Genomic DNA, 24,712 nt, shown 5'->3' with positions numbered 1-24,712 from the left:
GCATAATATTTGTATATTAACAAAGACAACCTGTTAGATTCTCTTTCTCCTGCTGGGTTTAACAGTGTTACACAGAAATACTCCAAAACTGCGTCTGATGGGGGGGACCCGTCCGGGTCCCCCCCATCAATCTCCCTTCGACCCCCATGCGCAGCGTCCCAAACTTCAGCCGTCTTCCCGTGCAGCACCACCGATGGCCGATCTGCATCCGGCAGCCCGGTTTTTCAATCGACGCACCATGAGCACGGCAGGACATATGAACCGAACAACACGGCTCTTTTCCGGGGCCTTTAACCATCGTCACTGAAAACCGACATCCTGTCTTCCGTGGGTTCCCTTCAGCCGGGGAACCTGAAGCCCGGCATCACCTTTCGGCCCGTCCCCATGGCGACCAGCGGTTGATGCCGGGCTTCATCTTTTTTTTTGGTGCCCAAAGGTGATATACCCCACGGATCGTGAACAGACGCCCTGCCATTCTTGCCGGGACGCCAGGCGGGAATGGTTCCAACGCACAACCGGACGGGTAACGCACCCGTTTTTTAAAGGAGGAACCATGCTCAAACATATTGTGATGCTCAAACTTAAGGACGAGGCCAAAGGCGCCAGCGCCGCGGAAAACGCAAACAAGCTCAAAGCCATGCTCGACGCCCTGGTGGGCAAGATCGATGAGATTCGGGCCTTTGAAGTGGGGATCAACATCTTCTCCGGAAGCCAGACCGCCCACATCTGCCTCTACTCCGAGTTCGACGATGAAGAGGCCCTGGACCGCTACGCCAACCACCCCGAGCACCAGCGGGTCGTGGCCTTTATCCAGCAGGTGATGAGCGAGCGCCGCGTGGTGGATTACCACGTCTGATCCTTATCCCTCTTCCCTTTGTTCAACCCCACAGGGGGGCCGTCCGGTCCCCCTTGTGCCCTACCCGCGTCCACGCCGGAGCCCCAGAGGTTCCCGCCCTTCTTCTTCCCCACTTTTTTTGTGCCGCCCCATTGCGTGAAGACCTCCGTCCGCTGGCCTTTTCCATGAGAATCGGGCTCCGTTATGCTGCACTGCAACATTTTTATACTTGACACAAGTACAGGCTGCGTTACATTGTTTATCGAAACAATACGAAGATGTTATATATCCACTTCACCCAAGCCAACCCATCCTTAACCCATCCATATAACGGAGGTGCAGCATGAGCGAGACCACCAGTTTTATCCGCAAGGCCTATGAGTTCAACAAAAACGGTTTTGAAAATGCTTACAACGCCATGGGCTCATTCCAGGAGCAGGCAGAAGAGGTCACCCTCCGGCTTATCGGTGACAACCCCCTCTTCCCCGAGCCGGCCAAAAAGATCGTCAAGAGCGGTTTTGATGCATGCAAGCAAGGCCGCGAGACATTCAAGGGCCAGGTGACCAAGAGCCAGAAGGCCTTTGAGGACCTCTTGACCACAGCCAACCTCTGATCCCGGGCCTTGGGTTAGCCACCGCCTTTTCAAAAACAAAAAGCCGCCCTTTCCAAATAATCCGGAAAGGGCGGCTTTTTTTTATTCGACGCGCATCAGGTGATGCGCGTTTTTTTCGTTTTTTACGGTGTCAGCTCACCGGGGGCCTACTCGCCGCCCATGTCACGCTCAGCGAGGTGCTTGTACATTTCGTACTTCTTGAGCATGTCCTCTTCGATCTTCGCACGAAGGGCTTTGGACTCTTCGGGGAAGCTCTTTTCCAGGGCTGCGTAACGGTTCTCACCGCCCAGGAACTCCTGGATGGTGCCGTTGGGCTCTTTGGACTCGAAGATGAAGGGGTTCTTGCCTTCGTCTTTGAGGAGGGGGTTGTACCTGTACAGGGGCCAGTAGCCGCACTCAACAGCCAGCTTGGACTCTTCCTGGGTTTTGCCCATGCCTTTCTTGATGCCGTGGTTGATGCACGGAGCATAAGCGATGACCAGTGAGGGACCGGGGTAAGCTTCGGCTTCCAGCAGGGCCTTCAGGGTCTGCTGCTTGTTGGCGCCCATGGAGATGTAGGCCACGTAGACGTAACCGTAGCTCATGGCGATGGCGCCGAGGTCTTTTTTGGAGACCTTCTTACCGGAGGCTGCGAACTTGGCGATGGAACCGGTGGGGGTAGCCTTGGAGCACTGACCGCCGGTGTTGGAGTAGACCTCGGTATCCATAACGAAGATGTTGATGTCTTCGCCGGAGGCCAGGACGTGGTCCACGCCGCCGAAACCGATGTCGTATGCCCAGCCGTCGCCACCGAAGACCCAGAAGGACTTCTTGGTGAAGAGGTCGGCCTGTGCAGCGATCTCATCGATCAGCTCGTTTTCCAGGGGCTCGACAACCAGGAGGGCTTCCATGGTCTGGCCGGCTTTCTTGGAACCTTCGGCGTCGTCCATGTTCTCGACCCACTCGCCCATGGCAGCCTTGAGCTCATCGGAGATCTCAAGTTCCATGGCAGCCAGGACCTGGTTCTTCAGGGCCTTGCGGCGATGGGTGATGGCAACCTGCTTGCCGTACCCGAACTCTGCAGCGTCCTCAAAGAGGGAGTTGCCCCAGGTGGGACCGAAGCCATCCTTGTTGACGCAGTAGGGAGACGAGGGAGCAGAAGCAGCCCAGATGGAGGAGCAACCGGTGGCGTTGGCCACGAACATGCGGTCCCCGAAGAGCTGGGTGATGAGCTTGACGTAAGGGGTCTCACCGCAACCGGAGCATGCACCGGAGAACTCGAGGAGGGGCTTCTGGAGCTGACTGCCTTTGACGCTGGTCTTGGGCATAACCTCATCTTTGAACTCGATGGTCTCGGAGAACTCGTGGTTGGGCACCTCAACGGCGGTCTGGGTAGCCAGGGGCTTCATGACCAGGGCAGGGGTCTTGGCAGGGCAGATGTCTGCACAGTTGCCGCAACCCAGGCAGTCCAGGGTGTTGACCTGAATACGGAACTTGTACTTGCCTTTGAGCTCCTTGCCGATGGCGGGCAGGGTGGTGAAGGTTTCGGGTGCGCCTTCCAGCTCCTCATCGGTAGCCACAACGGGCAGGATGGATGCGTGGGGGCAGACAAAGGAGCACTGGTTGCACTGGATGCAGTTTTCAGCGATCCACTCGGGAACCTCGATGGCCACACCGCGTTTCTCGTACTGGCTGGTGGCAACGGGGAAGATGCCGTCGGGCTCGAAGGCGCTGACGGGCAGGGTGTCCCCTTTCTGGGCCAGGATGGGCTTCATCACGTCGGTGACGAACTCGGGGAGGTCGGCCTGGGCGGGCTTCTCGATCTCAGCTTCGGCCCAACTCTCGGGAACAGCCACTTCCACGAGTTTGTCCATGGCCTGATCCACGGCTTCGATGTTCATGTTGACGATCTTGTCGCCCTTCTTGCCGTAGGTCTTCTTGATGTCGGCCTTGAGGTACGCGATGGCCTCATCGATGGGAAGCACGTTGGCCAGCTTGAAGAAGGCGGTCTGCATCACCATGTTGATGCGGTTGCGCAGGCCCACTTCACCGGCGATCTTCACGGCGTCGATGGTGTAGAACTTGATCTTCTTGGTGGCCAGGACGCGCTTCATGCTGCCGGGGAGACGGGTCTCCATCTCATCGGCGCTCCAGGAGGAGTTGAGCACAAAGGTGCCGCCCTCTTTGATCCCTTCCAGCACGTCGTACTGGTTGACGTAGGCGGGCACGTGGCAGCCCACGTAGTCGGGGGCGGTGACCAGGTAGGTGGAGCGGATGGGTGTGTCACCGAAACGCAGGTGAGACACGGTGATGCCGCCGGACTTCTTGGAGTCGTAAGAGAAGTAGCCCTGGGCAAACTTCTCGGTGTTGTCCCCGATGATTTTGATGGCGCTCTTGTTGGCGCCGACGGTGCCGTCGGAACCGAGGCCCCAGAACTTGGCCTGAACCGTGCCCTCGGCATCGGGGTGAATCTCGTCCACCACGTCAAGGGAGGTGTAGGAGACGTCGTCCTTGATGCCCACGGTGAAGTGGTTCTTGGGTGAGGTGGCCTTCATGTTGTCGTAGACAGCCTTCACCATGGAGGGGGTGAACTCCTTGGAGCCGAGGCCGTAGCGGCCTGCGGTGATCTGGGGAGTCAGGACGTTGCTCTCCATGAAAGCGGTGCAGACGTCGAGGTAGAGGGGGTCGCCGATGGCGCCGCGCTCTTTGGTACGGTCCAGAACGGTGATGCGGTCGCAGGTGGCGGGCAGCACGTTGAGGAAGGCTTCGGTGACAAAGGGACGGTAGAGACGAACCTTGACCAGACCGATGCGCTCGCCCTGGGCGGAGAGGTGATCGATGGTCTCTTCGATGGTCTCACAGGCAGAGCCCATGGCAACGATGACGCGCTCGGCTTCGGGGTGGCCCACGTAGTCGAAGGGGCGGTACTTACGGCCGGTAACCTCGTACACCTTGTCCATGTAATCGGTGACGATGGCGGGGATGGCATCGTAGTAGAGGTTGGCGGCTTCGCAACCCTGGAAGTAGATGTCGGGGTTCTGGGCGGTGCCGCGGATCTCGGGGTGCTCGGGGTTCATGGCGTTGGCCTTGAACTCCTGAACGGCGTCCATGTTCACCAGCTCTTTGATGGCGTCGTACTCCAGCACGTCGACCTTCTGGATCTCGTGGGAGGTACGGAAGCCGTCGAAGAAGTGGAGGAAGGGCACGCGGCCTTCGATGGTGGCCAGGTGGGCTACCAGGGCCATGTCGTGGGCTTCCTGAACAGAGTTGGAGCAGAGCATGGCAAAACCGGTCTGACGGGTGGCCATGACGTCCTGGTGGTCTCCGAAGATGGAGAGAGCGTGTGAAGCCAGGGCGCGGGCCGTGACATGGAAGACACAAGGGAGCAGCTCCCCTGCGATCTTGTACATGTTGGGGATCATCAGCAGGAGGCCCTGGGAAGCGGTGAAGGTACTGGTCAGCGCACCGGCTGCAATGGCACCGTGAACCGCGCCCGCCGCACCGGCTTCGGACTGCATCTCCTTGATGGTGAGGGTTTCGCCGAAGGCGTTCTTCTTACCGCCGGCAGCCCACACATCGGCGTTCTCGCCGATGGGAGTAGAGGGGGTGATCGGATAGATGGCCGCCACGTCGCTCAGGGCATAGGCCACATGGGCCGCTGCCGTGTTACCGTCAATCGTCTTTTTAAACTGTTTCGTCTGATTCACAAGAAGACTCCCTTGTCTTTGTTTGTTCTCATGCCGCAGCCCTGGCTGGTGCGGTCCGCCGGCTGCACCGCCCCGAAGGGGACGGACGGATGCACGTCGTTGTTATATGAACCCCGCCTGAGTTAACGCAAACGGAGTGTGTTGCCTGTGTCGGTGCTGCCGGTTGGCACAAAAATCAAAATCTCTGCCTCCGGCCCCCGGACCAATCAGAAAAAACCGCCTGAAAAACCAGGCAGTTGATTGATATGGGCATTATGAGAAGTCGAAAACCACCCATGCGGAGTGGAATTTTTCATATAAGGAAAGAAGGTGAAAAATGTTCTGGTGTTTTGGCATTACGCCCGCACGGGCGGTTTTCGACAACCCGGGAAACATACAAAAGTCGTGCCACAATTTCAAGCAAACAAAGCTTACCTGCTGGGATCCCGTGATCAAGCAGAATGTACCTTAAAAAAACGACGCAAAAAAAAGGCTATTTCAATAGGAGGTTAGCGTCAGGAGAGGAGGAACCTTGTGGTTGAAACGAAAGGGAAATCAATTTTGCCAAAACACGTTTTTTGGTCCCCAGGGCCCGCATTGGTCGCCCCGGGGACTGTTATCCACGCGAAACAGCCGTCCGTTGCGTATCCCGCGGTGAGCACCATGGACGCCATGACCGATGGCCATACACCCTGTGAACGAAACGTCATGAAATGATCCACGTTACCGGCTGCAACGGGCCTTTCAGGCGGCGTTGCGCCCCTGGGGCCCCGAAAAAGGGACCACAGAAATATATCCGTATATAACCGGCATGTTAATCACATATCCTCCATTTTTAACATCTTTGATTCACCGGGAAAAGTCCGATTTTTCGAACCCCGCGTATGGAAAAAAGGAAGGCCCCGTTCCGGGGAGAGGCACCTACGGGCCGGCTCCCCTCTGGGGTGGATAAAAAAAACCCGCCCCGGTGACACCATGATCCTGTGGGAGGGGGCTATGGTCGTCAACACCGGGGCGGGCGAGGTCAGAACAATCAAATGTGGTGGGTCTTTTTTCAGCGACCCCTTGCCTTGGGGGGCCAACCGTTTAATACGTTTGACAAACAGGCCGTAAATCCCTTTTTTCCTGGTCTCTCTGAAACAATGACGGCATGTTCCTGAAAAATTTTTTTTTCGGATCTTTTTTTAATAAAGCGACCCGCCGAAGTCATAAGCCGACTAATCGGATGGTAAACCAGGGGGTCACCGGGCACGTTCGTGCCCGGAGCCCCTGCTTATTTCTTTTCCTCCAGCAGAACCTCGGCCATGTGCTTGACGGTGACGTTCATGCCCCGGGCCTTGATGCCGCCTTTCAGCTGGAGGACGCACCCCGGGCAGTCCGTGACCAGGGTGGTTGCCTGGGTGGCTTCCACGTTGTCCAGCTTGTGGGCCAGCATGTTCTTGGAGATCATGGGGAAATCCACGGAAAAGGACCCGGAAAAACCGCAGCAGACCTGGCTTTCGTCGCACTCCGTAAAGTTTACCCCGGCTTTTTCAAGAAGGGCCATGGGGGCCTCGGTGACATCCAGGCCCCGCACCAGGTGACAGGGATAGTGGTAGGTCACCTTGCGTCCCAGATTCATGAAGTCTTCGGCCTTTACTTTGACCACGTCGTTCATAAAGGAGCTGAAGTCGATGAGCTTGTCGGCCATGGCCTGGACATCGGCTGGCACCGCACCCTTGGTTGTCAGGAGCTTGGGAAAATTCTCCTTGATGTGGGAACCGCAGGAAGCGCACAGGGTCACGATGTAGTCGTAGTTGCCCGCATGAAAAGCCTTCACGTTCTGGGCGGCGATCTCCTTGGCCGTGTCCATCTGGGCCATCATCATGGTGGGAAGGCCGCAGCAGGTCTGGTCCATGGGGTAGTCCACGGCGATGTTGTACGCCTCGCAGAGCCTGGCAAAGGCCTTGCCGTGCTCGGGGTAGATGAAGTCCCCGGCGCAGCCGCCGAAAAGAGCCACCTTCAGAGCGGGTTTGGTTACCTTGGGTTTCACCTTTTTCCAGTCATCCCGAAGGGAACGGTCGGCAATGGCCGGAAGGCGCCTGAAGTTGTGCTCTCCCATGAGAAAGGTGGGCAGATGGCGGATGTAAGGCCCTTCGGTGGCCGGGCCCTGGATCTTGGAGGCGGTCTTCAGGGCCGCGTGAAAGAGTCGGCGGTTTTTCAGGAGCATGGATGTCATGCGGGTCTTGAAGGGCTTTTTGCCGTCTTCGTCCTGAACCTTGGCGTACACGTTCTTAATAAGGTAGGGCAGATCGATCTTGGACGGGCAGACGCTCTTGCAGGACTGACAGTTGAGGCAGCACTTCACGATCTCCCGGGCTTTTTCCTTGCCGTGGAAAAAGGGCGTGAGGATCAGGCCAATGGCACCGATATACACATGCCCGAAGGTGTGCCCCCCAACCATGCGGTAAATGGGGCAGACGTTGGCGCAGGCCCCGCACCGAATGCATCGGAGGGCCTCGGCAAAGATCGGGTCCTTGGCCAGCTCCAGGCGGCCGTTGTCCAGAAAAACGATGTGCTGAACCTTGCGCCCGGCAGGCCCGGTGGCGCACTCGTTGGTGCCCTTGATCCAGGTAACGTAGGAGGTAAGGGCCTGGCCTGTGGCGTTTCGGGGAAGGATCTTCAGGATCTTCATGGCGGCAGCCATGTCCGGCACCAGCTTGTCAAAGCCCATGAGGGCCACGTGGACCCTGGGCAGGGTGGTGGTGAGACGGGCGTTGCCTTCGTTGGTCACCAGGCCGATGGCCCCGGTATCTGCGATGGCAAAGTTCCCCCCGGATACACCCATGTCCGCGTTGATAAACTTGGGACGCAGCTCCTTGCGGGCCACCTTCACCAGCCCCTCGATGTCCTCGGGGTCCTGCTTTCTGGCGGTAACACCGGAAAAGAGTTCCCCCACCTGGTACCGGGAGAGGTGGATGGCGGGCATCACCATGTGGGAGGGGCCTTCGTGGCGCATCTGGATGATCCACTCCCCGAGGTCGGTCTCCACCACCTCGTAGCCGTCCTTTTCCAGATGGTCGTTGAGGAAGGTCTCTTCGGCGGTCATGGACTTGGACTTGACGATGCTCTTGACGTTGTTCTCTTTGGCGATCTCGGCGATGATCCGGTTGGCCTCGTCGGCATCCCGGGCCACGTGGATCACGGTGCCTGCGGCCTCGGCGTTTTTCTTGAAGGCATCAAAAAGCTCGGAGAGATGGGGGATGCCCTCGTCCTTCATGCAGGCCACGTCGTTTCGCAACCCGTCAAGGTCCAGCTCGGCAAAGGCGTTGGCGCGGGACTGGCGGTAGGCCACGGAAAAGGTGTTGAGGGTCTTGCGCATGAAGTCCTTGTCCAGGGACTCCTTGATCTGCTTTTTAAAGGCTTTATCGGTTTCAGGGGTATGGATCATTTGTCACCTCCGTCCGCAAGGTCTGCCAACAAAATATGAAGTCGTTCAGGCCCGTGCACCCCGATGGTGAGGATCCTCTCGATGTCCGCGGTGCGGCTGGGCCCGGTGATAAAGGCCACGTACCCCGCGCCCTTTTTGAAATGATCGCTCATGTACCCCTCCAGGGCGTCCATGTCCGGGACCACCTTGTCCGTGGGAAGGACCGCCACATGGGTTTCACTGAGCATGGTGGCCAGGCGAAGCTCCTCGGAGTCGGAGTTGAGCACCAGGGTACCGGTGTCGGCAATGCCCCGGTCCGCCCAGGTAAAGGCCGTGTGGATCCCGTTCATGTGGGCCCGCAGGGGGGACTCCAGAAGAACGATCCCCTTTTCGGCGCAGGCTGAGGCCAGGGCCTCCCGCGCTTCCCCCTCCATGCCCGGGGCCGCCATGGTGGTGCCGCCCTCCTCCGCCGTCAGATTAACCGCGTAGGTTATCGCCTCTTCAAGGGATGCAGCCGGCGCCACAACCGCAGCCACCTTCTCCGCCCCCGCTTTCATGGATTCAAGAATCTCACCCTGACTCACGTTGCCCTCCTTGCTTGTGGATGCCTCGGCCCGGACCGCCCCGCTTATGTGGGGCCCCTGACACCTGCGCCCTCCGTTACCCCGGAGGCCGCGGCCTTAAAACGCCTGGGACCAGGCACCCTTCGTTACCGCCTGAAACGAATCGGGACGTCGTCGTCCCTTCAAACACCCATCGGCGCCTAACGCGCCGAACAGCCTGCTGAACAGCGTTCGTTTCAAAGGCATTGTCCTGATGGCATGGCAACGGCCCGAAGCCCTCTTTCCCCCCGGACCTCTTCCGCGTGTGGAAGCTGGTCACGGGCCTGGGGTTGCCAGCATGTCGTCATTGGTACTACCAAAAATTGGTAGTACCAATATGAGGCACACATTGCCCCCCTGTCAAGAAAAATTCCAAAACCCACAGGAAATACACCGCCATAACCCGAAAAAGCCACGCCTGATTTGTTTTGATTCCCGGTGCGGATTTTGATAAAACACCAAGTCAGAAGGGGTTCAGCAAAAAGGTACGACCATTTCCAGGCCAAAAAACCCCACACAAAAAATCCGCCTTCGTGATAACGAATGGCGGATCATCGCCCCCGGGCCCTGCAGAGCACCCGGGACGCAAAAAACGGTACGGCTTTTTATCAGACGTTCTCCAAGCAAAGGACCCGACCCCATGAACAGCCATCTGGCCCCTGTCAAACCCAAACGCGTTGCCGACCAGGTCTTTGAACAGATCCGTGACCTCATTTTCCGTGGAGACCTGAAACCGGGGGAGAAGATCATGCCCGAGCGGGAGCTCATGAAAGAGATGGGCGTAAGCCGCAATTCGGTGCGGGAGGCCCTGAACAAGCTCGTGGCCATGGGGCTGGTGGATCAGCGACAAGGCCAGGGCACCTTTGTCCGCGGCCTCGGGTCGGTGCAGGACAACCCCATCATGGATCTCATGGCCTCCCACAACGCCACCATCACCGACCTCCTGGAGGTGCGCATGGGCCTGGAGTGCAACGGCGCGGCCCTGGCAGCGGAAAAGGCGACCCTGGACGACATCCGCACCATGGAGAAAAGCATCGCCACCATGGAAGAAGCCATCGCCGAAGGGCGGGTGGGCACCGACGAAGACGCCCACTTCCACATGGCCATCGCCCACGCCACGAGAAACCCCCTGCAGGTCCACATGATGAAGTACTTCCACGACTTCATCTTCTACGGCATCAACGAAAGCCTGAAACGCTTCTTTGACATGCCCGACCGCACCGAAGAGATCCTCACCCAGCACCGCCGCATCCTTGAGGCCATCGCACGGCGCGACAGCGGCAACGCCTATGCCGCCATGGCCGAACACATTCTGTATATCAAAGATTTCTTTGAGCATACCCGGGAGGGGAACATGCCGGCGGTGAAATAAAAGCAGAAAAAGCAGGCCTCCGGCGGCGAGGTGTACCACCTCGAAAGCGGGTTGCGAATGCTCCGAGCCCTCGTTCCTCGGGCACGTCACATTCGCTGATGGGCAAAGCTCGTAAAAACAAAAAAGCCGACCTTGATCCACGCACCAGGAACCCGGCACCGATCCTCTTCTGCAAAAAGAAGACGGGCCGCCCTTTTCAGGTACGGCCCGTCCATCAACTCAAGGTTACCCAGGACCACGTCCTTGCCATCCTCAAAAATTTCGGTAGCTACGCGAAGTGCGCTGAAAAAAACTCAAAGGCCTTTCGCCTACCCTGCCTGCTCTTTTTGGAACATCAGCTCCACCCCCAGGCAGCCGGTCATAAAGCCGTGTTTTTTGGTGGCGGGGTATTCCCGGCAGATGGCGGGCTTCACATCATGGATGGCGCATTTGGCTTTGCCCCCTTCCATGGTGAGAAAGGGACAAGGGTCCTGGGGCTCGCCTGTGCCGGGGTCGATCCAGATGGTGTAGCCCCCGTCCACCTTGTCTTTGCCCACCCAGGCCAGGAGATCGTCCCTTCCGGCCTTCTTCCACATGGCAATATCCTCGGCGGTGAGGGCACGGCTATAGTCCAGGTTGGTGCAGCACTGGCCGCACTGGAGGCATGTAAAGTCGTGGAGTTCCGTGGTTAAGGCCACCCCCTCTTCCCCTTCGGGCCCCCTTGCCTTTCGCACATCCGACCAGAACATGAGGGAAAAGGCCCGGCACAGGGCCTCTTCGGTGAGGGTTGGGCTGTTCAAAAACTCCTGGACCAGGGCGATCATCTCGTACAGACTCCCCTCCCCCCCGCTCATGACCTCCTGGAAGCGCTCCGGCCACCCCCCGCCGGCCATGGCAGCCATCTCTTCCAGGGTGTCCTCCTGGAGACCGTACTGCTCCAGGTCCAGGCATACGGCATCTTTGGCTTCTTCTGTGGTCAAAAAGATCTCAGCGTCCATCCGGTCCCCCTTTTTCATGAAACCTTCGTCATTTCAGGTATGCGAGTGCTCAGCGGGTGGTGTTGGTCAGACCGTCTTTTGCGGGCGGCTGCGGGCCCGGTTCCAGGGCACGAGAAGGAAACCGGGTGCGCTCAGGTCGGATGCAAGACACAAAGTTCCGACCCAGAAGGGTAATCGATGAGGAAAATCAGCCAACGCCCGGGGCGTCGACAGTCTGACACCATTGAATCACCGGGCCTGTCGGTTGTCAAATCAATTCACGGGGGAGATCATTGCTCAATCCCATGAAATAACTATTAAACCAAACCAGAGATCAACTTAATTTGAATGCGGGGGTAAAAATTAAGGAGGAAACCGAAAGATTGGGGTGCGGCCTATCCGAGCCGAAAGCCCTGCCAACGAAGGAGAACGAGAGATTAACCACCCGTTATAACTTTGTTTTTTAGCAACAACTTTGACTGATCTTGAAACGTTTTTCCAGGAAAGATAAGGTAAATGTACGCTAAATGAAAAATTGAGATTACCGCCGAGCTTCAACACCATTCATGTAACCTTGGGCAGGGTGAAGGCCCGAAAGGTTAACGTACAACAAAGGGAGTTCCGGTGGTATTCGGGGAGGTTTGCTCACTCTCCAAGGGTGGCCCGCTGGCAGGGGCCACCCTTTTTTTGTTCTCACATCCGCTTTCGAGGTGGTTTCGTGTTCGTTAATTTGCCGTAGGGCGTCACCTCACCGAGGGCTTCAACACGAGAAAATAGAGGGACCCGGTCTGCTTCATGTGGCCAGCCGTAAGTTCCGCTTCTTCCCCATGGCCGGTGAACAGATCCACCCGCCCCGGGCCTTTGATGGCCCCGCCCGTGTCCTGATTCATCACGAACCTGCCGAAGGACTCCCAGGAGAGCACTTCATCCGGCCTTGTTTCCCCGGGTTTTTCCGTGGTGATAAAGGCGATGCCGCAGGCGGGAAAGGGCCTCTTATCCGTGGCGATGGAACGGTTGGGGGTCACGGGCACGTTGTAGCAGCCCAGGGGCCCCTTGGCCTCTTCCATAAAAAAGACCATGCTGGGGTTGTAGTTGAACACCTCCTGCCTGCGCTCGGGATTCTCCTCCAGCCACCTGCGGATGGACTGCATGGAGACCGCCTCCCTTTCCAGGAACCCCTGCCGAATCATGTACCTGCCGATACTGCGGTAGGGGTGGCCGTTTTTGGTCTGATAGTGGACCCTGAGCTCCTCCCCGTTCTCCATGGTGATAACCCCCGAACCCTGAATTTCCAGGAAAAACAGATCCACGGGATCATCCACCCAGGCCAGGGGCTCGGTGCGATCGAGAAGAGCACTGCCGTTGTCCGCCTCATGACGGGTGTAGTAGGGCACCACCGTTCCCTTTTCCGTCACCCGGCCGATGAGGTGCCGCTTTCCCGAGGCCTTCACCCCGGGAAACCGGGAGATGTCGATGGTCACCAGGTCGTCGGGCCGGGTGAGCACGGGGTAGCGGTACCGATCGGTCTCTTCGGTGTTGCCGAAAAGTGAGGCTTCGTAGTACCCGGTAAAGAGAACCTCCCCTTTTCCGTCCCGTCCCGTGGACCGGTAGACACGATAGTTGTCCCGGATAAATCCCGCAACCGCCTCAGGGGAAGGGTCCTCGTGGATGGCGTAGAGAAGGGCAACGGCCGAGCGGATCATCTCCGAGACGCTGTAGCGGTCCTCTCCCACAGTAAAGGTACGCGTCTTGGGAATCCTGTTGTAGTAGACCAGGCTCCGGAGCAGGGCCTCTTCAAGCCCTTCGAAATCCAGGTCGTCTTCAAAGGCGGGGTACCCAGCCTCCCCCGGAACCACGGGCACCAGCGCAGGAAGCGCCTTGCCCTTCTCTTTGCCCGTGGTGATGCAGCCAAAGCACAGAAAAACCAACGCAGCAGCCACGAGCCACCACCGTGCACCGGTTCGTTTAAAGGCGTCCATCATCCTGCCTCCACCTTTCTGGGCACCGTTTCGACGGGATCCGGTGCTTCAATAACGGCCGTATCCTTCTCCCGCACCCCCAGCTCTTCAAACCGCCGGGCCGAGACAAAGAGGCGCCGCTCAAAGGAGCCTGCCAGCTGGTTGTAGGTTGAGGTCACTTTGCCGATCTCCCCGCCCAGCTTGTTCAAATGGGAGGCAAAGGTAACCACGCGGCTGTAGAGTTCCTTGCCCAGCTCCTGGATCTCGTGAACGCTTTCAGCGGCCTGCTCCTGGCGCCACCCGTAGGCCACGGCCTTGAGCAGGGAGATCAGGGTGGTGGGGGTGGCCAGCACCACCCCTTTTTCAATGCCCTCTTCAATAAGGCCGGGCCGCTTGGCAAGGGCCGCGGAGAAAAAGCTCTCCCCCGGGATAAAGAGGACCACAAACTCAGGGGCGGGCTTGAGACCCGCCCAATACGCCTTGCCCGAGAGAACCTGCACATGGTGATGAAGGGCCCGGGCATGTTCGTCCAGATGTTTGGCCTTTTCCCCTTGGGTGGTGGCCTCCATGGCCCGCAGATAGGCGGCCAGGGGGACCTTGGAGTCAACCGCAATGCGCCGCCCCCCGGGGAGCTGCACCACCATGTCCGGACGCATGGCACCGGCCTCGCCCCTCATGCTCACCTGCTCGAAAAAATCGCAACGGTCCACCATGCCGGAGAGCTCGGCCACCCGCTTCAGGGTGATCTCCCCCCAGCGGCCGCGCACGTTGGGCACCTGCAGGGCCCCGGAGAGCTTGGTGGTCTCCTTCTGGAGCACGGCATGGGTCCGGGCCAGGGTCTCCACTTGCTCGGTGAGGGCCCCGTAAGCCTTTTCCCGCTGCATCTCCATCTGACGGACCTTCTCGTCGTAGGCTTTCATGGCCTCGGCCACAGGGGCCACGATCTCTTTGACCGCCTCCCCCCGGCGGGTAAAATCACGCCGGGCCTCGCCAACCACCGCCTCCAGGGTCTCCTTGGAGAGCTGGGCAAAGGTCTTTGCGTTGTCTGCCAGGGCGTCGGCAGACAGGGCCTTGAGCATCTGGCGCAATTCGTCTTTCTGGGCAGAGAGCAGGGCCACCTTCTCGCCCGCGGATTCCCGCTCCTTCACAAGCTCGGCCTCAAGGCGCGCCATGCGGGACCGCAAGGAGATCTCTGTTTCTCCCTTCTGATGAAGGGCGGCATCCCTCTCTTTGATGCCCTCCTCCAGGGTAAGAAGATTGGTCAGGCGGCCCCGAGCCTCGGCCGCTTCATCAGCCAAGGCAAAAAGGCGCTCCTCCTGGGCATCCCGGCTCTCCAGGGCCTCGTCCAGGGCGCGGGCCGTCCGGCGATGCCGAAGTCCGGCAAAGCCCCAGGCTACGGCCGCACCGGCCACCAGCCCTGCACCCAGGGCGGGATGCATCAGCGTATCCAGCAAGCCACTAAATGCCATCACGCCCCTTCCCGCTGATACACGCCAGACTTTCCGCCGCTCTTGGCCATGAGACGAATCCCCTCAATGGTCATGCCCTTGTCGTAGGCTTTGCACATGTCGTAGATGGTCAGGGCAGCAACAGAGACCGCATGGAGGGCCTCCATCTCCACCCCGGTCTCCCCTTTCACCCGCACCTCGGCCTCGATGCGAAAGGCATGGTTCTCCGGCTCCGGATAAAAATCGACACGGGCCCCGGTAATGAACAATGGGTGGCACATGGGAATGACCTCGCTGGTACGCTTGGCCGCCATCACCCCTGCAATGCGCGCGGTCTCAAGGACGTTGCCCTTTTTCACCCGGGTGTCCGTGATTCGCTCAAACGTGTCGCGAGTCATGACAATGCGGCCCTCGGCCACAGCCCGACGGTCCGTGGCCGCCTTGTCCGTGACATCCACCATGCGAACCGCGCCGTCCTCATCAATATGCGTAAATTCTTTCATGAAAAAAATCCTTTTTAAAAACAAGGGGATACATCCCCTGGGCCCCAGGTTCGGGAATGCTCTTTCGCCTTCGTTCCTCAGGATCATCACATTCCCTGACGGGCTTCGCCCGTAATTGGCGGTGTGGGATATTCATACACCCTGATCTAAATGAATCCCAAGAGCCCTTCATCGGGTTTCCAGACACATGAAATGGGCCTCTCCTGCAAAATCGGCTGCCATATGTCGCACACCACGCGAATGCTCCGAAAACGTTTGCATGATGTCTGCCTCCATGCATTCGCCATAGGGTTTCAAGGTGCCTCCACCTTGCCGCCGAAGGCTGTGTTTTTGAGCTGAATAGTGACTCCCGGCCTATGCAAATCTAGCTTTCGGTAAAATGCTCCGTCTTGGAGGTCACCTCGGCCTTGACGGCGTTTAAGAGCCCTTCAAGGGTGGCCAGCACGTTCTCGCGGATGTCCCCTGCCACCACAATGGCCATGACGTCATCCCCCACGGCCAGGGGCCTCTCCTCTTCAATGGCAATGAGGATCTCCACGATACCCGCCCGGCTCCGGTACTCGGCCATGAGCTCGTCAAGGCGTGCGTGGTTCACATGGACCGTGAGGCCTGTGACGGGGCGTCCGTCACGGGAGCTTTCCCGAACCACCCCGTTGTGGGCCAGTACCATGCCCGCCTTGCCGAAATCAGGGTGGGCCTTTATCTCTTGAATCATCTCAGCGATATGAATCATTCTTTTTCCTTATGTGTTTAACCTGGTTTGTAAGGACGTAATTACCCCCTGCTTGTCAACGGGTTGGCCGCCGGAGGCAGTGCGGTCAAAGATGCCTCCGGCGGCCCTGCCGGGGGCCAAGCTTTTGAAAAGCTTGACAAACAGACTTTAAAATTGCCCCACTACCTTGGAGGTAGTCCGGTTAAAGCTGATAATTAACGAGTTCCGATAATGAATCTTAGCCCATCAAGGCTTGTCGTATCGCTCGTACAAACCACCAGCATATGTTTCGGGCGAAGCCCGAGCCGAAGGCCCTTGCGCTTTGGCCCGAGGAACGAGGGACAAAGCGCAAGGGCTATATGCTTTCGAGGTGTTTTCGTTATCGTGGCTTCGCCACCCTCGCCGCCGGAGGCACGCTTTTTCCACTCACTTTTACCATAAGAAGGCTGTTTTTTTCTGCGGCTTTGACCATAAGAAGACAACGTTAACTCTCGCCTTTCCGGGCAAGCATGTCCAGGGCCCATTGGTAGTCTTCGGGGGTGTTGATATTAAAAAAGCTGCGCAGCTCCGGGTCGATGCGCCGGATCTCATCTTCCGGGACCTTGCGGGTCCTCTTCTTGCGAAAGAGGCTCTGGATTTTGTAGCGGCCTTCGGCCAGCCGGTTTTCGGCCAGGGTGAGGTTTTCTCGAGAGTAGGCGGCGCAGAGGGGCTCCATGCCCTTGGAGGTCTCGGGCACCACGATGGTGGCGCCGTCCGTGCGATACGAGAGCACCAGCTCCACCATCTCCCGGGAGAGAAAGGGGTTGTCGCAGGGGGCCACAAAGATCCAGGGGGTTTCCGCGTGGAAGAGGGCGGCGTGGATGCCGGCCAGGGAGCAGCGCTCGGGGAAGAGGTCCGAAACGACCTTGACGTCAAAATCAAGAAAGTCCAGGGGGTTGTTGGAGACCACCAGCACCCGGCCGAAGATGTCCTCAAACAGGGAGAGGGTGCGCGCCATGATGCTCTGCCCCCCGATGTCGAGGAGGGCCTTGTTTGTTCCACTCATTCTGGAATTCAACCCACCGGCCAGAATCACGCCGGTACAATCAAAAATCCCCATTGCACTCGTTGCTCCCTCTTTGGTTTCTGAGGGGAGTCTGTCAAAAATAATGCGCAAAATCAAGGCATTTCAAAGAGGTCAAACCAAGGCGTTTACGCCCCATTTCGCCACATTTGACTTGATCAATCACCCATCAATAGGATAAAAATAAGGGGTTGATGCCTGCGGCACCGGCCGCTTGGCATCCCACCTCCATCGGACTGCGAGCCGATGGCATCGTCAACCCTTTGCATGCCCGTATGTGAACTGCCCTTCCACACCCACGCGTGACGATCCCCCGACAAGGTATCGGCGAAATGTTCCTACACAGGCATCCACCCATTGGGAACCCTGCTATGACCACCGCAACCGTTCTTCTCGATGCCACGGACATCAAACGTGCCATCACCCGCATGGCCCACGAAATCATCGAGCACCACCGAGGGGCCCAGGGGCTCGCCCTCATCGGGATCCAGACCCGCGGCGTCTTCATCGCCCGCCGCCTGAAACGCGAAATCGAAGTCATCGAAGGGCTTGAGGCCAACTCTCTTCCCTGCGGTGAGATGGATATCAACCTCTACCGCGACGACTGGACCCGCATCAGCCACCAGCCCATCGTCAAGCCCACGGAGATCCCCTTTGAGGTCAACGACCGGGAGATCCTCCTGGTGGATGACGTTCTTTATACCGGCCGCACCATCCGAGCCGCCATGGATGCCCTCATGGACTTCGGGCGCCCGTCGCGCATCGGCCTGGCCGTCCTGGTGGACCGGGGACACCGGGAGTTTCCCATCCAACCCGACTACACCGGCAAGAAAGTGGACAGTGAATACGAACAGCATGTCGACGTCCTGCTCAGCGAGCACGATGACTCTGACCTGGTAACCCTAAACTGAGAGGTAGCCTATGGGAACCCGAGAGCACAGAAGCCAAAGCAAGAAACAACTGAAAGTAGCCGTCGTCTCCGTCTCTTCCACCCGCACCATGGACACGGACGAAAGCGGCGCGTGGATTGAAAAACTGGCTAAAAAAGAGGGCCATGAGGTGGTGGACCGCCTGGTGGTCATGGACTCGGAAGGGGAGGTGCGAAAGGCCATCCGGGACATCATCCGGGATCACAACGCCGACGGCATCATCGTCACCGGCGGCACCGGCATCACCGCAGGGGACCTTACCTTAGAAGCGGTCCGGCCCATGTTCAGGAAAGAGCTCACCGCCTTCGGCCCCATCTTCGCCCAGCTGAGCTTTGACGAAATCGACTCGGCAGCCATCCTCTCCCGCGCCACCGCGGGCATCGTCTCGGACTCCGCAGTCTTTGTCATCCCCGGAAGCCTGGCCGCCTGCAAACTCGCCTGCAAAAACCTCATCTTCCCGGAACTCGGCCACGTCTCCAAACACGCCAGAGGATAAAGGGTCACACATGATGCCTCCGGCGGCAAGGTGAGCCACCTTGAAAGCTTGTTGCTGCTGTGATTTACCCCTCGCGTGTCACGGCGTAGCCGGATTCATAGGGGTAAATCACAACGGTATTTTTCGTAAAATTGGGCCTTAATCATCCTTTGGACCGCGACCTGCAAAGAGCCGATTCCTCAAAGCGCACTCCGTACACCAACATCAATGCCTTGGGTGGCCCGGACACGGTGCACATAGTGCACCCTACGGGCTGTCGGCCTTTTGGGATGATGTTATCAAGAACACCCTGGTGACCAAACGATGACCAAGGCCTGAAATTGTGTCTGTGTGACGCCGGTCATCCTGTGTCGTCGGACTACGGCGCGGCAAGCGAGGGCTGGAAGCTTTCACGACCCCGGGGTGTAGCGGACGGCAAGGGTGCGGATGACGCCCAGGCTCACAAGGAGCAGGGCAAATCCGGTAAGGACCTCCCAGGAGGGGCCCTTGGCTTCGTCCCGGTACAAGGTGATCATCACCTCGCGCACCACAAAGAGAATGGCCGGGTCCATCATGGTGTGAAGCCGGATGCGCCGGGTGCTGAAAAAATCCACGAACCCTCTGAAGAGCTCCAGCATGACGAGAAAGGAGAGGATCTCGGCCACCACAAAGGTGAACCCCTCTCCGTCCATCATGTGGAGCAGGTGCCTGGCGTCCAGAAGGGTTTTGCCCAGGCCTGCGGCCAGCACCACGATGATATAGACGGTCATGATATTGACCATCACCTCCTGGGTCTTGAAAAAAATCGCTCTGGGATGAATGGTTTCCAGAATCCGGCCGGTCCGTGCCGGCCCCTCTTGGTCTCTGTTTTTTTGCCACACGGGCTCATTGATCTGTTCCATGGGATCAAGGGTGCACCGGGTATGTGTGAAACATGTCAGCATCCTGCAAGAACTCGGCGATCAGCGCTTCCGACACAGGCATTTTCCCCCGAACCTCGCCCCCAAGGGCAAACACATCAACCGCTCACAACGCCCTAACCAAACCCTAACACGCCGACACTATCTTCCTGTGGAACATGTCAAGGCCCACCGCCCCCAAGGTGCGGAAAACATGCCGTTGCCCGACGGCAACGGCTCGCGACATACCATCACCAACCTCCACAGGAGAGATATCATGAAAAAAAGTCTTTGGTTCACCGCCCTTGTTTCCACCGTTTTCCTTGCGGCATCCGTTGCCACGGCATCGGCCGAAAGGCTTGTTCTCAAAGGGTCCACCACGGTTCTTCCCATTGCCCAGAAAATCTCCGAGGCATACATGGCCTCCCACCCTGAGGTGAAAATCTCCCTTTCCGGGGGCGGCTCCGGTAACGGCATCAAGGCGGTCATCGACCAGACCGCAGACATCGGCAACTCCTCCCGCTTCATCAAAGGCAAAGAGGTGAAGCTGGCCACGGGCAAGGGCGTGCTTCCTGTGCCCCACCGCATCGCCCTGGACTGCATCGTCCCTGTGGTTCACCCGGACAACCCGGTAAAGGACCTCTCTCTGGATCAGCTCAAGCAGATCTACCTGGGCAAGATCACCAACTGGAAGCAGGTGGGCGGCTCGGACAAAAAGATCGTGGTGATCTCCCGGGACAGCTCCTCGGGCACCTTTGATGCCTGGAAGAGCCTGGTCATGAAAAAGGAGCGGGTCACCCCCCGCGCTCTTACCCAGCCCTCCAACGGCGGCCTGGTGACCCAGGTGGCCACCACCAAAGGCGCCATCGCCTACATCGCCCTGGGGTACATGAACGAAGAGGTGAAAGCCCTTCGGGTAAACGGGGTCATGGGCTCTGCGGAAACCACCCTCAACGGCCGCTACCCCATCAGCCGCCCCCTGTTCATGTTCACCAACGGATGGCCCAAGGGAGAGACCCTTTCGTTCATCAACTTCATCCTCTCCAGAAAAGGCCAGGCCCTGGTGGAAGAGGCTGGAAGCATCTCCCTTTACTAACCATGACACCTCCCGCTGAGCGGGACCGTGGGTTCACGAAGCCGACACGCCAACCCAGCACACGGCGCGTCGGCTGCGTGTTCGCTTTTTTGCCACAAGCCAAGGACGACCTTTCATGACACACAGCGAGTCTACCGCAGCACCCCACGCCCCGGTGTCCCCCCCGGGCCGGGTTCCACGTGAAACAACCGCCCCGGAGCGGGGAAGCCTCACCGGGCGGCGCACCGCCGTAGGGGAATGGGTGGCCGAATCTTCCCTTCTGATCATCTCCCTGATCTCCATCCTCATCCTGGGCCTGATCATGCTCTTCCTGATCCTGGAGGGGAGCCCCACCTTCTCCTTTGTCTCGGTGCGGGAGTTCATCGGCGGCGTGCTCTGGTACCCCACGGACGAGCCTCCGGCCTTCGGCATCCTGGCCCTCATCGTGGGCTCCTTTGCCGTGACCCTGCTCTCCTCCCTCATCTCGGTACCCTCCGGGGTGATGACCGCCATCTACCTCTCGGAACTGGCCCCGCCCAGGGTGGCGGAGTGGCTCAAACCCGCCATCGAGCTTTTGGCCTCCCTTCCGTCGGTGGTCATCGGTTTTTTCGGTATGGTGGCGGTGGCCCCCCTCATGCAGAGCCTCTTTGACATCCCCACGGGCCTGAACATGTTCACGGCCTCCATCATGCTGGCCTTCATGTCCATCCCCACCATCTGCACCATCTCCGAAGATGCCTTGCGAAGCGTCCCGGTCACCTACCGGGAAGCCTCCCTGGCCCTGGGCGCCACCCCCTTTGAGACCATCTCCAGGGTCACGGTGCCCGCGGCCCTCTCCGGCATCACCACGGCCATCATCCTGGGCATGTCCCGGGCCATCGGCGAGACCATGGTGGTGCTCATGGTGGCCGGAGGCGCGGCCATGGTGCCCGAATCCCTCTTCGACCCCATCCGCCCCATGCCGGCGAGCATCGCCGCGGAGATGGGGGAGGCCCCATTCCGGGGGGACCACTACCACGCGCTCTTTGCCACGGGCATCACCCTGTTCCTCTTCACCATCATTTTTAACGTTCTGGCCATGGCCGTCTCCCGCAAGTATCGGCTCAAGGGGTAATCATGACCGTTTCCATTTCCCAACGCATCCAGTCCGGAAGGCGCGGAACCACCCAGACCCTCTGGTTCACCCTCTTCCGTGTGGCCGCAGCCATCAACGTGTTGGCCCTTTTTTCCGTGATCCTCTTCATCATCACCCGGGGCCTCTCCGCCATCAGCTGGGAGTTCCTCACCCAGATGCCGAGGAACTCCATGACCGAAGGAGGAATCCTTCCCTGCATCGTGGGCACCGCCTCCCTGGCCTTCGGGGCCCTTGCCATCGCCTTTCCCGTGGGGGTGGGCACAGCCATCTACCTTAATGAATATGCCGGCCAGGGCAAGATCGTCTCAGTCATCCGGTTTGCCATCGCCAACCTTGCCGGGGTCCCCTCGGTGGTGTTCGGCCTCTTTGGCCTGGCCTTCTTCTGCACGGTACTCAAGATGGGGGTGAGCCTTCTGGCAGGAGCCCTGACCCTGGGGGTCATGAGCCTGCCCGTCATCATCGGGGCCGCAGAAGAGGCCTTGAAAGCCGTGCCCGACACCTACCGGGAAGCCTCCCTGGGGCTCGGGGCCTCCAAGTGGCAGACCATCTGCCGGGTGGTGGTGCCGTCTGCCCTGCCGGGGATCCTCACCGGATCCATCCTGGCCCTGGGCCGGGCCGCGGGCGAGACAGCCCCCATCATGTTCACCGGTGCCGTCTTCTTTACCCCGGACCTGCCCACCTCGATTTTCGACGAGGTCATGGCCCTGCCCTACCACATCTACGTCCTGGCCACGGCAGGCACCCACATCGGAGAGACGCGCCACCTTCAGTACGGCACGGCCCTTGTCCTCATCGCCCTGGTCCTCGGCATGAACCTGTGCGCCATCCTCCTGCGCTCGCGCCTGCGCAAACGGAGCCGCGTATAAGGGCATCTACTTAAACAAGCCTCCGGCGGCGAGGTGGAGCCACCTCGAAAGCTTATTGCCCTTGCGCTTTTTCCTTCGTTCCTCAGGAGAAAGCGCAAGGGCCTTCGGCTCGGGCTTCGCTCGACATAAACGCTGATGGTTTCTACGGGCTGGCTCACAAGCGTCGAGGCTACAGGACACGTTCTCGCCGCGTGTTTTTAAGCAGAACCGTTACCGAAAAACGTATCATTCATAAAAAGTGACTTAACATGACCCAACAAAACGAGACCCACGACACCATTATCCACGCCAGGGACCTGAGCCTTTTCTACGGAGACTTCCAGGCCCTCCACGGGATCACCCTGCCCTTTGCCGAACGGCAGGTCACCGCTCTCATCGGCCCTTCGGGGTGTGGAAAGAGCTCTTTTCTCCGGTGCCTGAACCGCATGAACGACCTCACGGCAGGGACCCGCAGCGAGGGGGAGGTGATCTTTGAGGGGAAGAACATCCTGGAGAAAAAGATCGACGTGGTCTCCCTCAGGCGGCACATCGGCATGGTGTTCCAGAAGCCCAACCCCTTTCCCAAAAGCATCTACGACAACGTGGCCTACGGCCTCAAGGTCAACGGCATCACCAACAAATCCATGGTGGCCTCGCGGGTGGAGCGAAGCCTGATCCAGGCCGCCCTCTGGGACGAGGTCAAAGACCGGCTCCACAAACCCGCCCTGGGACTCTCCGGGGGTCAGCAGCAGCGCCTCTGCATTGCCCGGGCCCTGGCCGTGGAACCGGAGATCCTGCTCATGGACGAGCCGGCCTCGGCCCTGGACCCCATCGCCACCCAGAAAATCGAAGAACTCGTCCTGGAACTCAAGGAGCGCTACACCATCATCATCGTCACCCACAACATGCAGCAGGCGGCCCGGGTCTCCGACACCACCGCCTTCTTCTACATGGGCAAGCTCGTGGAGGTGGGGGACACCAACACCCTGTTCACCAAACCGGTGAAAAAAGAGACCGAAGACTACATCACCGGCCGTTTCGGGTAAGGGAAAAAGCTTGCCTCCGGCGGCGAGGTGAGCCACCTCGAAAGCAGGTTGCGAATGCGCTTTCCCCTTCGTTCCTCAGGGAAAATCACATTCGCCTATGCTTCAAATTAAACCGAATCTGTTTTTTTAGCCTGTTTATCAAACTTTTCAAAAGTTTGGCCCCCGGCAGGGCCGCCGGAGGCCTCATTTTTAAGCATTTATTGATTTTTTACCTTCAAGGAGGCACCCGGTGTACCGGGTGATAGAGAGTAACCATGACCATCCATCTGCAACGGGAACTCGATAAAATCCGGCGCATGCTCCTCTCGTTGGGAGCCCTCACCGAAGACCGCTTCCGGCTGGCCATCCGCGCATTAAACGACATGGACCTGGACCTGGCCCGTGAGATCATTGAAAAAGACGAGGAGATCGATTTAAAGGAGGTCCAGATCGAAGAGGAGTGCCTCAAGGTCCTGGCCCTGCACCAGCCCGTGGCCGGTGATTTGCGATCCCTGGTGGTGGTCATCAAGATCAACAACGACCTGGAGCGCATTGCCGACCAGGCCGTCAACATTGCCGTACGCATCAAGACCCTGGCGGCCAAAAAAAATCCGGGCTTCACCTACGATTACACCGAAATGGCGGACAAATCCGGCCTGATGCTCAAGATGAGCCTGGATGCCTTTGTCCGCCAGGACGACGAGATGGCCGAAAAGGTCCGCTTCATGGATGAAGAGGTGGACGCCATGCGCAACGCGGCTTACGACCGCATCAAAGAGGCCATCTCCCAAACCCCGGACGAAGCCGGGTACCTCATCAACCTCTTTCTCGTCTCCCGGCACCTGGAACGCATAGCCGATCACGCCACCAACATCGCAGAAGAGGTGATCTACATGCGCAAGGGTGAGATCATCCGCCACACAGAAGCCCTGGACTAACCCCGTTGCCGACCGAGCCCCTTAACAAGGGGCTCTTCGGCTCCCCCCGGCATTTCTACGTCCCCGCCCCATGAAATTGTCTTGACTTTTCCAGCTTTATAACCAATGTTCTTTAATTAAAACACTCAACCATCACAATAAACATACGCTTCAAAACCTGTCCTGTCTGGTGAAGGACGGGTCCGCCCCTGCACCCTTACAACCCAAACCACCCGACTGCGGCCCCATTCCGAAGGGCCCATACAGCAGAGAGCC

Annotated in this window: 21 protein-coding genes; 11 read left to right on the top strand and 10 right to left on the bottom strand. The window is 58.8% G+C overall.

Translation table 11 applies throughout. The features are described from left to right. Positions 1-553 precede the first annotated feature (553 nt). Together ACOYW0_RS11865 and ACOYW0_RS11860 are read left to right on the top strand one after the other, a co-directional pair. Positions 554-856, top strand: coding sequence for a Dabb family protein (locus ACOYW0_RS11865; RefSeq protein ID WP_482418635.1), 303 nt, complete (start codon positions 554-556; stop codon positions 854-856). Positions 857-1,178: 322 nt separating this feature from the next. After that, a complete protein-coding gene (locus ACOYW0_RS11860) occupies positions 1,179-1,448 on the top strand; it encodes a hypothetical protein (protein WP_180138370.1) in 270 nt (89 codons plus the stop codon). Between the two features lie 146 nt (positions 1,449-1,594). Here ACOYW0_RS11860 and nifJ read toward each other — a convergent pair whose 3' ends face one another. Further along, the gene (nifJ, locus tag ACOYW0_RS11855) at positions 1,595-5,134 is read right to left on the bottom strand and encodes a pyruvate:ferredoxin (flavodoxin) oxidoreductase (RefSeq protein ID WP_482418634.1); all 3,540 of its coding nucleotides are present in this window, start codon (positions 5,132-5,134) and stop codon (positions 1,595-1,597) included. A gap of 309 nt (positions 5,135-5,443) precedes the next feature. On the opposite strand from nifJ, the gene ACOYW0_RS11850 reads away from it, so the two are divergent. Continuing rightward, positions 5,444-5,626, top strand: a complete 183-nt coding sequence (locus ACOYW0_RS11850) for a hypothetical protein (RefSeq protein ID WP_482418633.1) — start codon at positions 5,444-5,446, stop codon at positions 5,624-5,626. 760 nt (positions 5,627-6,386) lie between these two features. On the opposite strand, the gene ldhH is transcribed toward ACOYW0_RS11850, so the two are convergent. Next, positions 6,387-8,543 carry an L-lactate dehydrogenase (quinone) large subunit LdhH gene (ldhH, locus tag ACOYW0_RS11845; protein ID WP_482418632.1) on the bottom strand — a complete coding sequence of 719 codons (2,157 nt, stop codon included), beginning with the start codon at positions 8,541-8,543 and terminating at the stop codon, positions 6,387-6,389. Continuing rightward, positions 8,540-9,106: a LutC/YkgG family protein gene (locus tag ACOYW0_RS11840; protein WP_482418631.1), complete on the bottom strand. Its 567-nt coding sequence runs from the start codon at positions 9,104-9,106 to the stop codon at positions 8,540-8,542. Before ACOYW0_RS11840 ends, ldhH begins: the two co-directional genes overlap by 4 nt. Before the next feature lie 658 nt (positions 9,107-9,764). On the opposite strand from ACOYW0_RS11840, the gene ACOYW0_RS11835 reads away from it, so the two are divergent. Beyond that, positions 9,765-10,496, top strand: coding sequence for a FadR/GntR family transcriptional regulator (locus ACOYW0_RS11835; protein ID WP_482418630.1), 732 nt, complete (start codon positions 9,765-9,767; stop codon positions 10,494-10,496). Between the two features lie 308 nt (positions 10,497-10,804). Here the strand turns inward: ACOYW0_RS11835 and ACOYW0_RS11830 are convergent, their stop codons facing one another. The 6 genes from ACOYW0_RS11830 to mobA all read right to left on the bottom strand — a co-directional run bounded on the left by ACOYW0_RS11830 (position 10,805) and on the right by mobA (position 17,172). After that, positions 10,805-11,473: a YkgJ family cysteine cluster protein gene (locus ACOYW0_RS11830; protein ID WP_482418629.1), complete on the bottom strand. Its 669-nt coding sequence runs from the start codon at positions 11,471-11,473 to the stop codon at positions 10,805-10,807. Positions 11,474-12,195: 722 nt separating this feature from the next. Continuing rightward, the gene (gene mltA, locus ACOYW0_RS11825) at positions 12,196-13,434 is read right to left on the bottom strand and encodes a murein transglycosylase A (protein ID WP_482418628.1); all 1,239 of its coding nucleotides are present in this window, start codon (positions 13,432-13,434) and stop codon (positions 12,196-12,198) included. Beyond that, positions 13,431-14,879, bottom strand: a complete 1,449-nt coding sequence (locus ACOYW0_RS11820; RefSeq protein ID WP_482418627.1) for a DNA recombination protein RmuC — start codon at positions 14,877-14,879, stop codon at positions 13,431-13,433. Before ACOYW0_RS11820 ends, mltA begins: the two co-directional genes overlap by 4 nt. Then, complete coding sequence (gene moaC, locus ACOYW0_RS11815) at positions 14,879-15,361, bottom strand: cyclic pyranopterin monophosphate synthase MoaC (protein WP_482418626.1); 483 nt, start codon at positions 15,359-15,361, stop codon at positions 14,879-14,881. The genes ACOYW0_RS11820 and moaC overlap by 1 nt, the downstream gene beginning before the upstream one ends. A 364-nt stretch (positions 15,362-15,725) precedes the next feature. Beyond that, positions 15,726-16,094: a molybdenum cofactor biosynthesis protein MoaE gene (locus ACOYW0_RS11810; protein WP_482418625.1), complete on the bottom strand. Its 369-nt coding sequence runs from the start codon at positions 16,092-16,094 to the stop codon at positions 15,726-15,728. 463 nt (positions 16,095-16,557) lie between these two features. Then, positions 16,558-17,172 carry a molybdenum cofactor guanylyltransferase gene (gene mobA, locus ACOYW0_RS11805; RefSeq protein ID WP_482418624.1) on the bottom strand — a complete coding sequence of 205 codons (615 nt, stop codon included), beginning with the start codon at positions 17,170-17,172 and terminating at the stop codon, positions 16,558-16,560. A gap of 335 nt (positions 17,173-17,507) precedes the next feature. Here mobA and pyrR point away from each other — a divergent pair, with 335 nt between their 5' ends. Together pyrR and ACOYW0_RS11795 are read left to right on the top strand one after the other, a co-directional pair. Beyond that, a complete protein-coding gene (gene pyrR / locus ACOYW0_RS11800) occupies positions 17,508-18,047 on the top strand; it encodes a bifunctional pyr operon transcriptional regulator/uracil phosphoribosyltransferase PyrR (RefSeq protein ID WP_482418623.1) in 540 nt (179 codons plus the stop codon). 10 nt (positions 18,048-18,057) lie between these two features. Beyond that, positions 18,058-18,561 carry a MogA/MoaB family molybdenum cofactor biosynthesis protein gene (locus ACOYW0_RS11795; RefSeq protein ID WP_482418622.1) on the top strand — a complete coding sequence of 168 codons (504 nt, stop codon included), beginning with the start codon at positions 18,058-18,060 and terminating at the stop codon, positions 18,559-18,561. A gap of 389 nt (positions 18,562-18,950) precedes the next feature. On the opposite strand, the gene ACOYW0_RS11790 is transcribed toward ACOYW0_RS11795, so the two are convergent. Next, positions 18,951-19,442 carry a phosphate-starvation-inducible PsiE family protein gene (locus ACOYW0_RS11790; RefSeq protein WP_180138292.1) on the bottom strand — a complete coding sequence of 164 codons (492 nt, stop codon included), beginning with the start codon at positions 19,440-19,442 and terminating at the stop codon, positions 18,951-18,953. A 274-nt stretch (positions 19,443-19,716) separates the two neighbouring features. On the opposite strand from ACOYW0_RS11790, the gene ACOYW0_RS11785 reads away from it, so the two are divergent. From ACOYW0_RS11785 to phoU, 5 genes are all read left to right on the top strand, one after another. Further along, positions 19,717-20,535, top strand: a complete 819-nt coding sequence (locus ACOYW0_RS11785) for a phosphate ABC transporter substrate-binding protein (protein ID WP_482418621.1) — start codon at positions 19,717-19,719, stop codon at positions 20,533-20,535. Between the two features lie 115 nt (positions 20,536-20,650). Next, the gene (gene pstC / locus ACOYW0_RS11780; RefSeq protein WP_482418620.1) at positions 20,651-21,628 is read left to right on the top strand and encodes a phosphate ABC transporter permease subunit PstC; all 978 of its coding nucleotides are present in this window, start codon (positions 20,651-20,653) and stop codon (positions 21,626-21,628) included. Positions 21,629-21,630: 2 nt separating this feature from the next. Further along, positions 21,631-22,515 carry a phosphate ABC transporter permease PstA gene (gene pstA / locus ACOYW0_RS11775; RefSeq protein ID WP_482418619.1) on the top strand — a complete coding sequence of 295 codons (885 nt, stop codon included), beginning with the start codon at positions 21,631-21,633 and terminating at the stop codon, positions 22,513-22,515. A 248-nt stretch (positions 22,516-22,763) separates the two neighbouring features. Beyond that, positions 22,764-23,540: a phosphate ABC transporter ATP-binding protein PstB gene (gene pstB, locus ACOYW0_RS11770; protein ID WP_482418618.1), complete on the top strand. Its 777-nt coding sequence runs from the start codon at positions 22,764-22,766 to the stop codon at positions 23,538-23,540. A gap of 254 nt (positions 23,541-23,794) precedes the next feature. Next, a complete protein-coding gene (phoU, locus tag ACOYW0_RS11765) occupies positions 23,795-24,457 on the top strand; it encodes a phosphate signaling complex protein PhoU (RefSeq protein ID WP_482418617.1) in 663 nt (220 codons plus the stop codon). Positions 24,458-24,712 lie beyond the last annotated feature (255 nt).

The sequence above is a fragment of the Desulfoluna sp. HI9BLuna genome, from assembly GCF_056829775.1.
This window is presented reverse-complemented; position numbering and strand designations above follow the sequence as displayed.

Coding starts and splice junctions, on each gene's coding strand:
- ACOYW0_RS11865 (WP_482418635.1), top strand. CDS start 554: ATGCTCAAACATATTGTGATGCTCAAACTTAAGGACGAGGCCAAAGGC.
- ACOYW0_RS11860 (WP_180138370.1), top strand. CDS start 1,179: ATGAGCGAGACCACCAGTTTTATCCGCAAGGCCTATGAGTTCAACAAA.
- ldhH (WP_482418632.1), bottom strand. CDS start 8,543: ATGATCCATACCCCTGAAACCGATAAAGCCTTTAAAAAGCAGATCAAG.
- ACOYW0_RS11835 (WP_482418630.1), top strand. CDS start 9,765: ATGAACAGCCATCTGGCCCCTGTCAAACCCAAACGCGTTGCCGACCAG.
- ACOYW0_RS11830 (WP_482418629.1), bottom strand. CDS start 11,473: ATGGACGCTGAGATCTTTTTGACCACAGAAGAAGCCAAAGATGCCGTA.
- mltA (WP_482418628.1), bottom strand. CDS start 13,434: ATGATGGACGCCTTTAAACGAACCGGTGCACGGTGGTGGCTCGTGGCT.
- ACOYW0_RS11820 (WP_482418627.1), bottom strand. CDS start 14,879: ATGGCATTTAGTGGCTTGCTGGATACGCTGATGCATCCCGCCCTGGGT.
- moaC (WP_482418626.1), bottom strand. CDS start 15,361: ATGAAAGAATTTACGCATATTGATGAGGACGGCGCGGTTCGCATGGTG.
- ACOYW0_RS11810 (WP_482418625.1), bottom strand. CDS start 16,094: ATGATTCATATCGCTGAGATGATTCAAGAGATAAAGGCCCACCCTGAT.
- mobA (WP_482418624.1), bottom strand. CDS start 17,172: ATGGGGATTTTTGATTGTACCGGCGTGATTCTGGCCGGTGGGTTGAAT.
- pyrR (WP_482418623.1), top strand. CDS start 17,508: ATGACCACCGCAACCGTTCTTCTCGATGCCACGGACATCAAACGTGCC.
- ACOYW0_RS11795 (WP_482418622.1), top strand. CDS start 18,058: ATGGGAACCCGAGAGCACAGAAGCCAAAGCAAGAAACAACTGAAAGTA.
- ACOYW0_RS11790 (WP_180138292.1), bottom strand. CDS start 19,442: ATGGAACAGATCAATGAGCCCGTGTGGCAAAAAAACAGAGACCAAGAG.
- ACOYW0_RS11785 (WP_482418621.1), top strand. CDS start 19,717: ATGAAAAAAAGTCTTTGGTTCACCGCCCTTGTTTCCACCGTTTTCCTT.
- pstC (WP_482418620.1), top strand. CDS start 20,651: ATGACACACAGCGAGTCTACCGCAGCACCCCACGCCCCGGTGTCCCCC.
- pstA (WP_482418619.1), top strand. CDS start 21,631: ATGACCGTTTCCATTTCCCAACGCATCCAGTCCGGAAGGCGCGGAACC.
- pstB (WP_482418618.1), top strand. CDS start 22,764: ATGACCCAACAAAACGAGACCCACGACACCATTATCCACGCCAGGGAC.
- phoU (WP_482418617.1), top strand. CDS start 23,795: ATGACCATCCATCTGCAACGGGAACTCGATAAAATCCGGCGCATGCTC.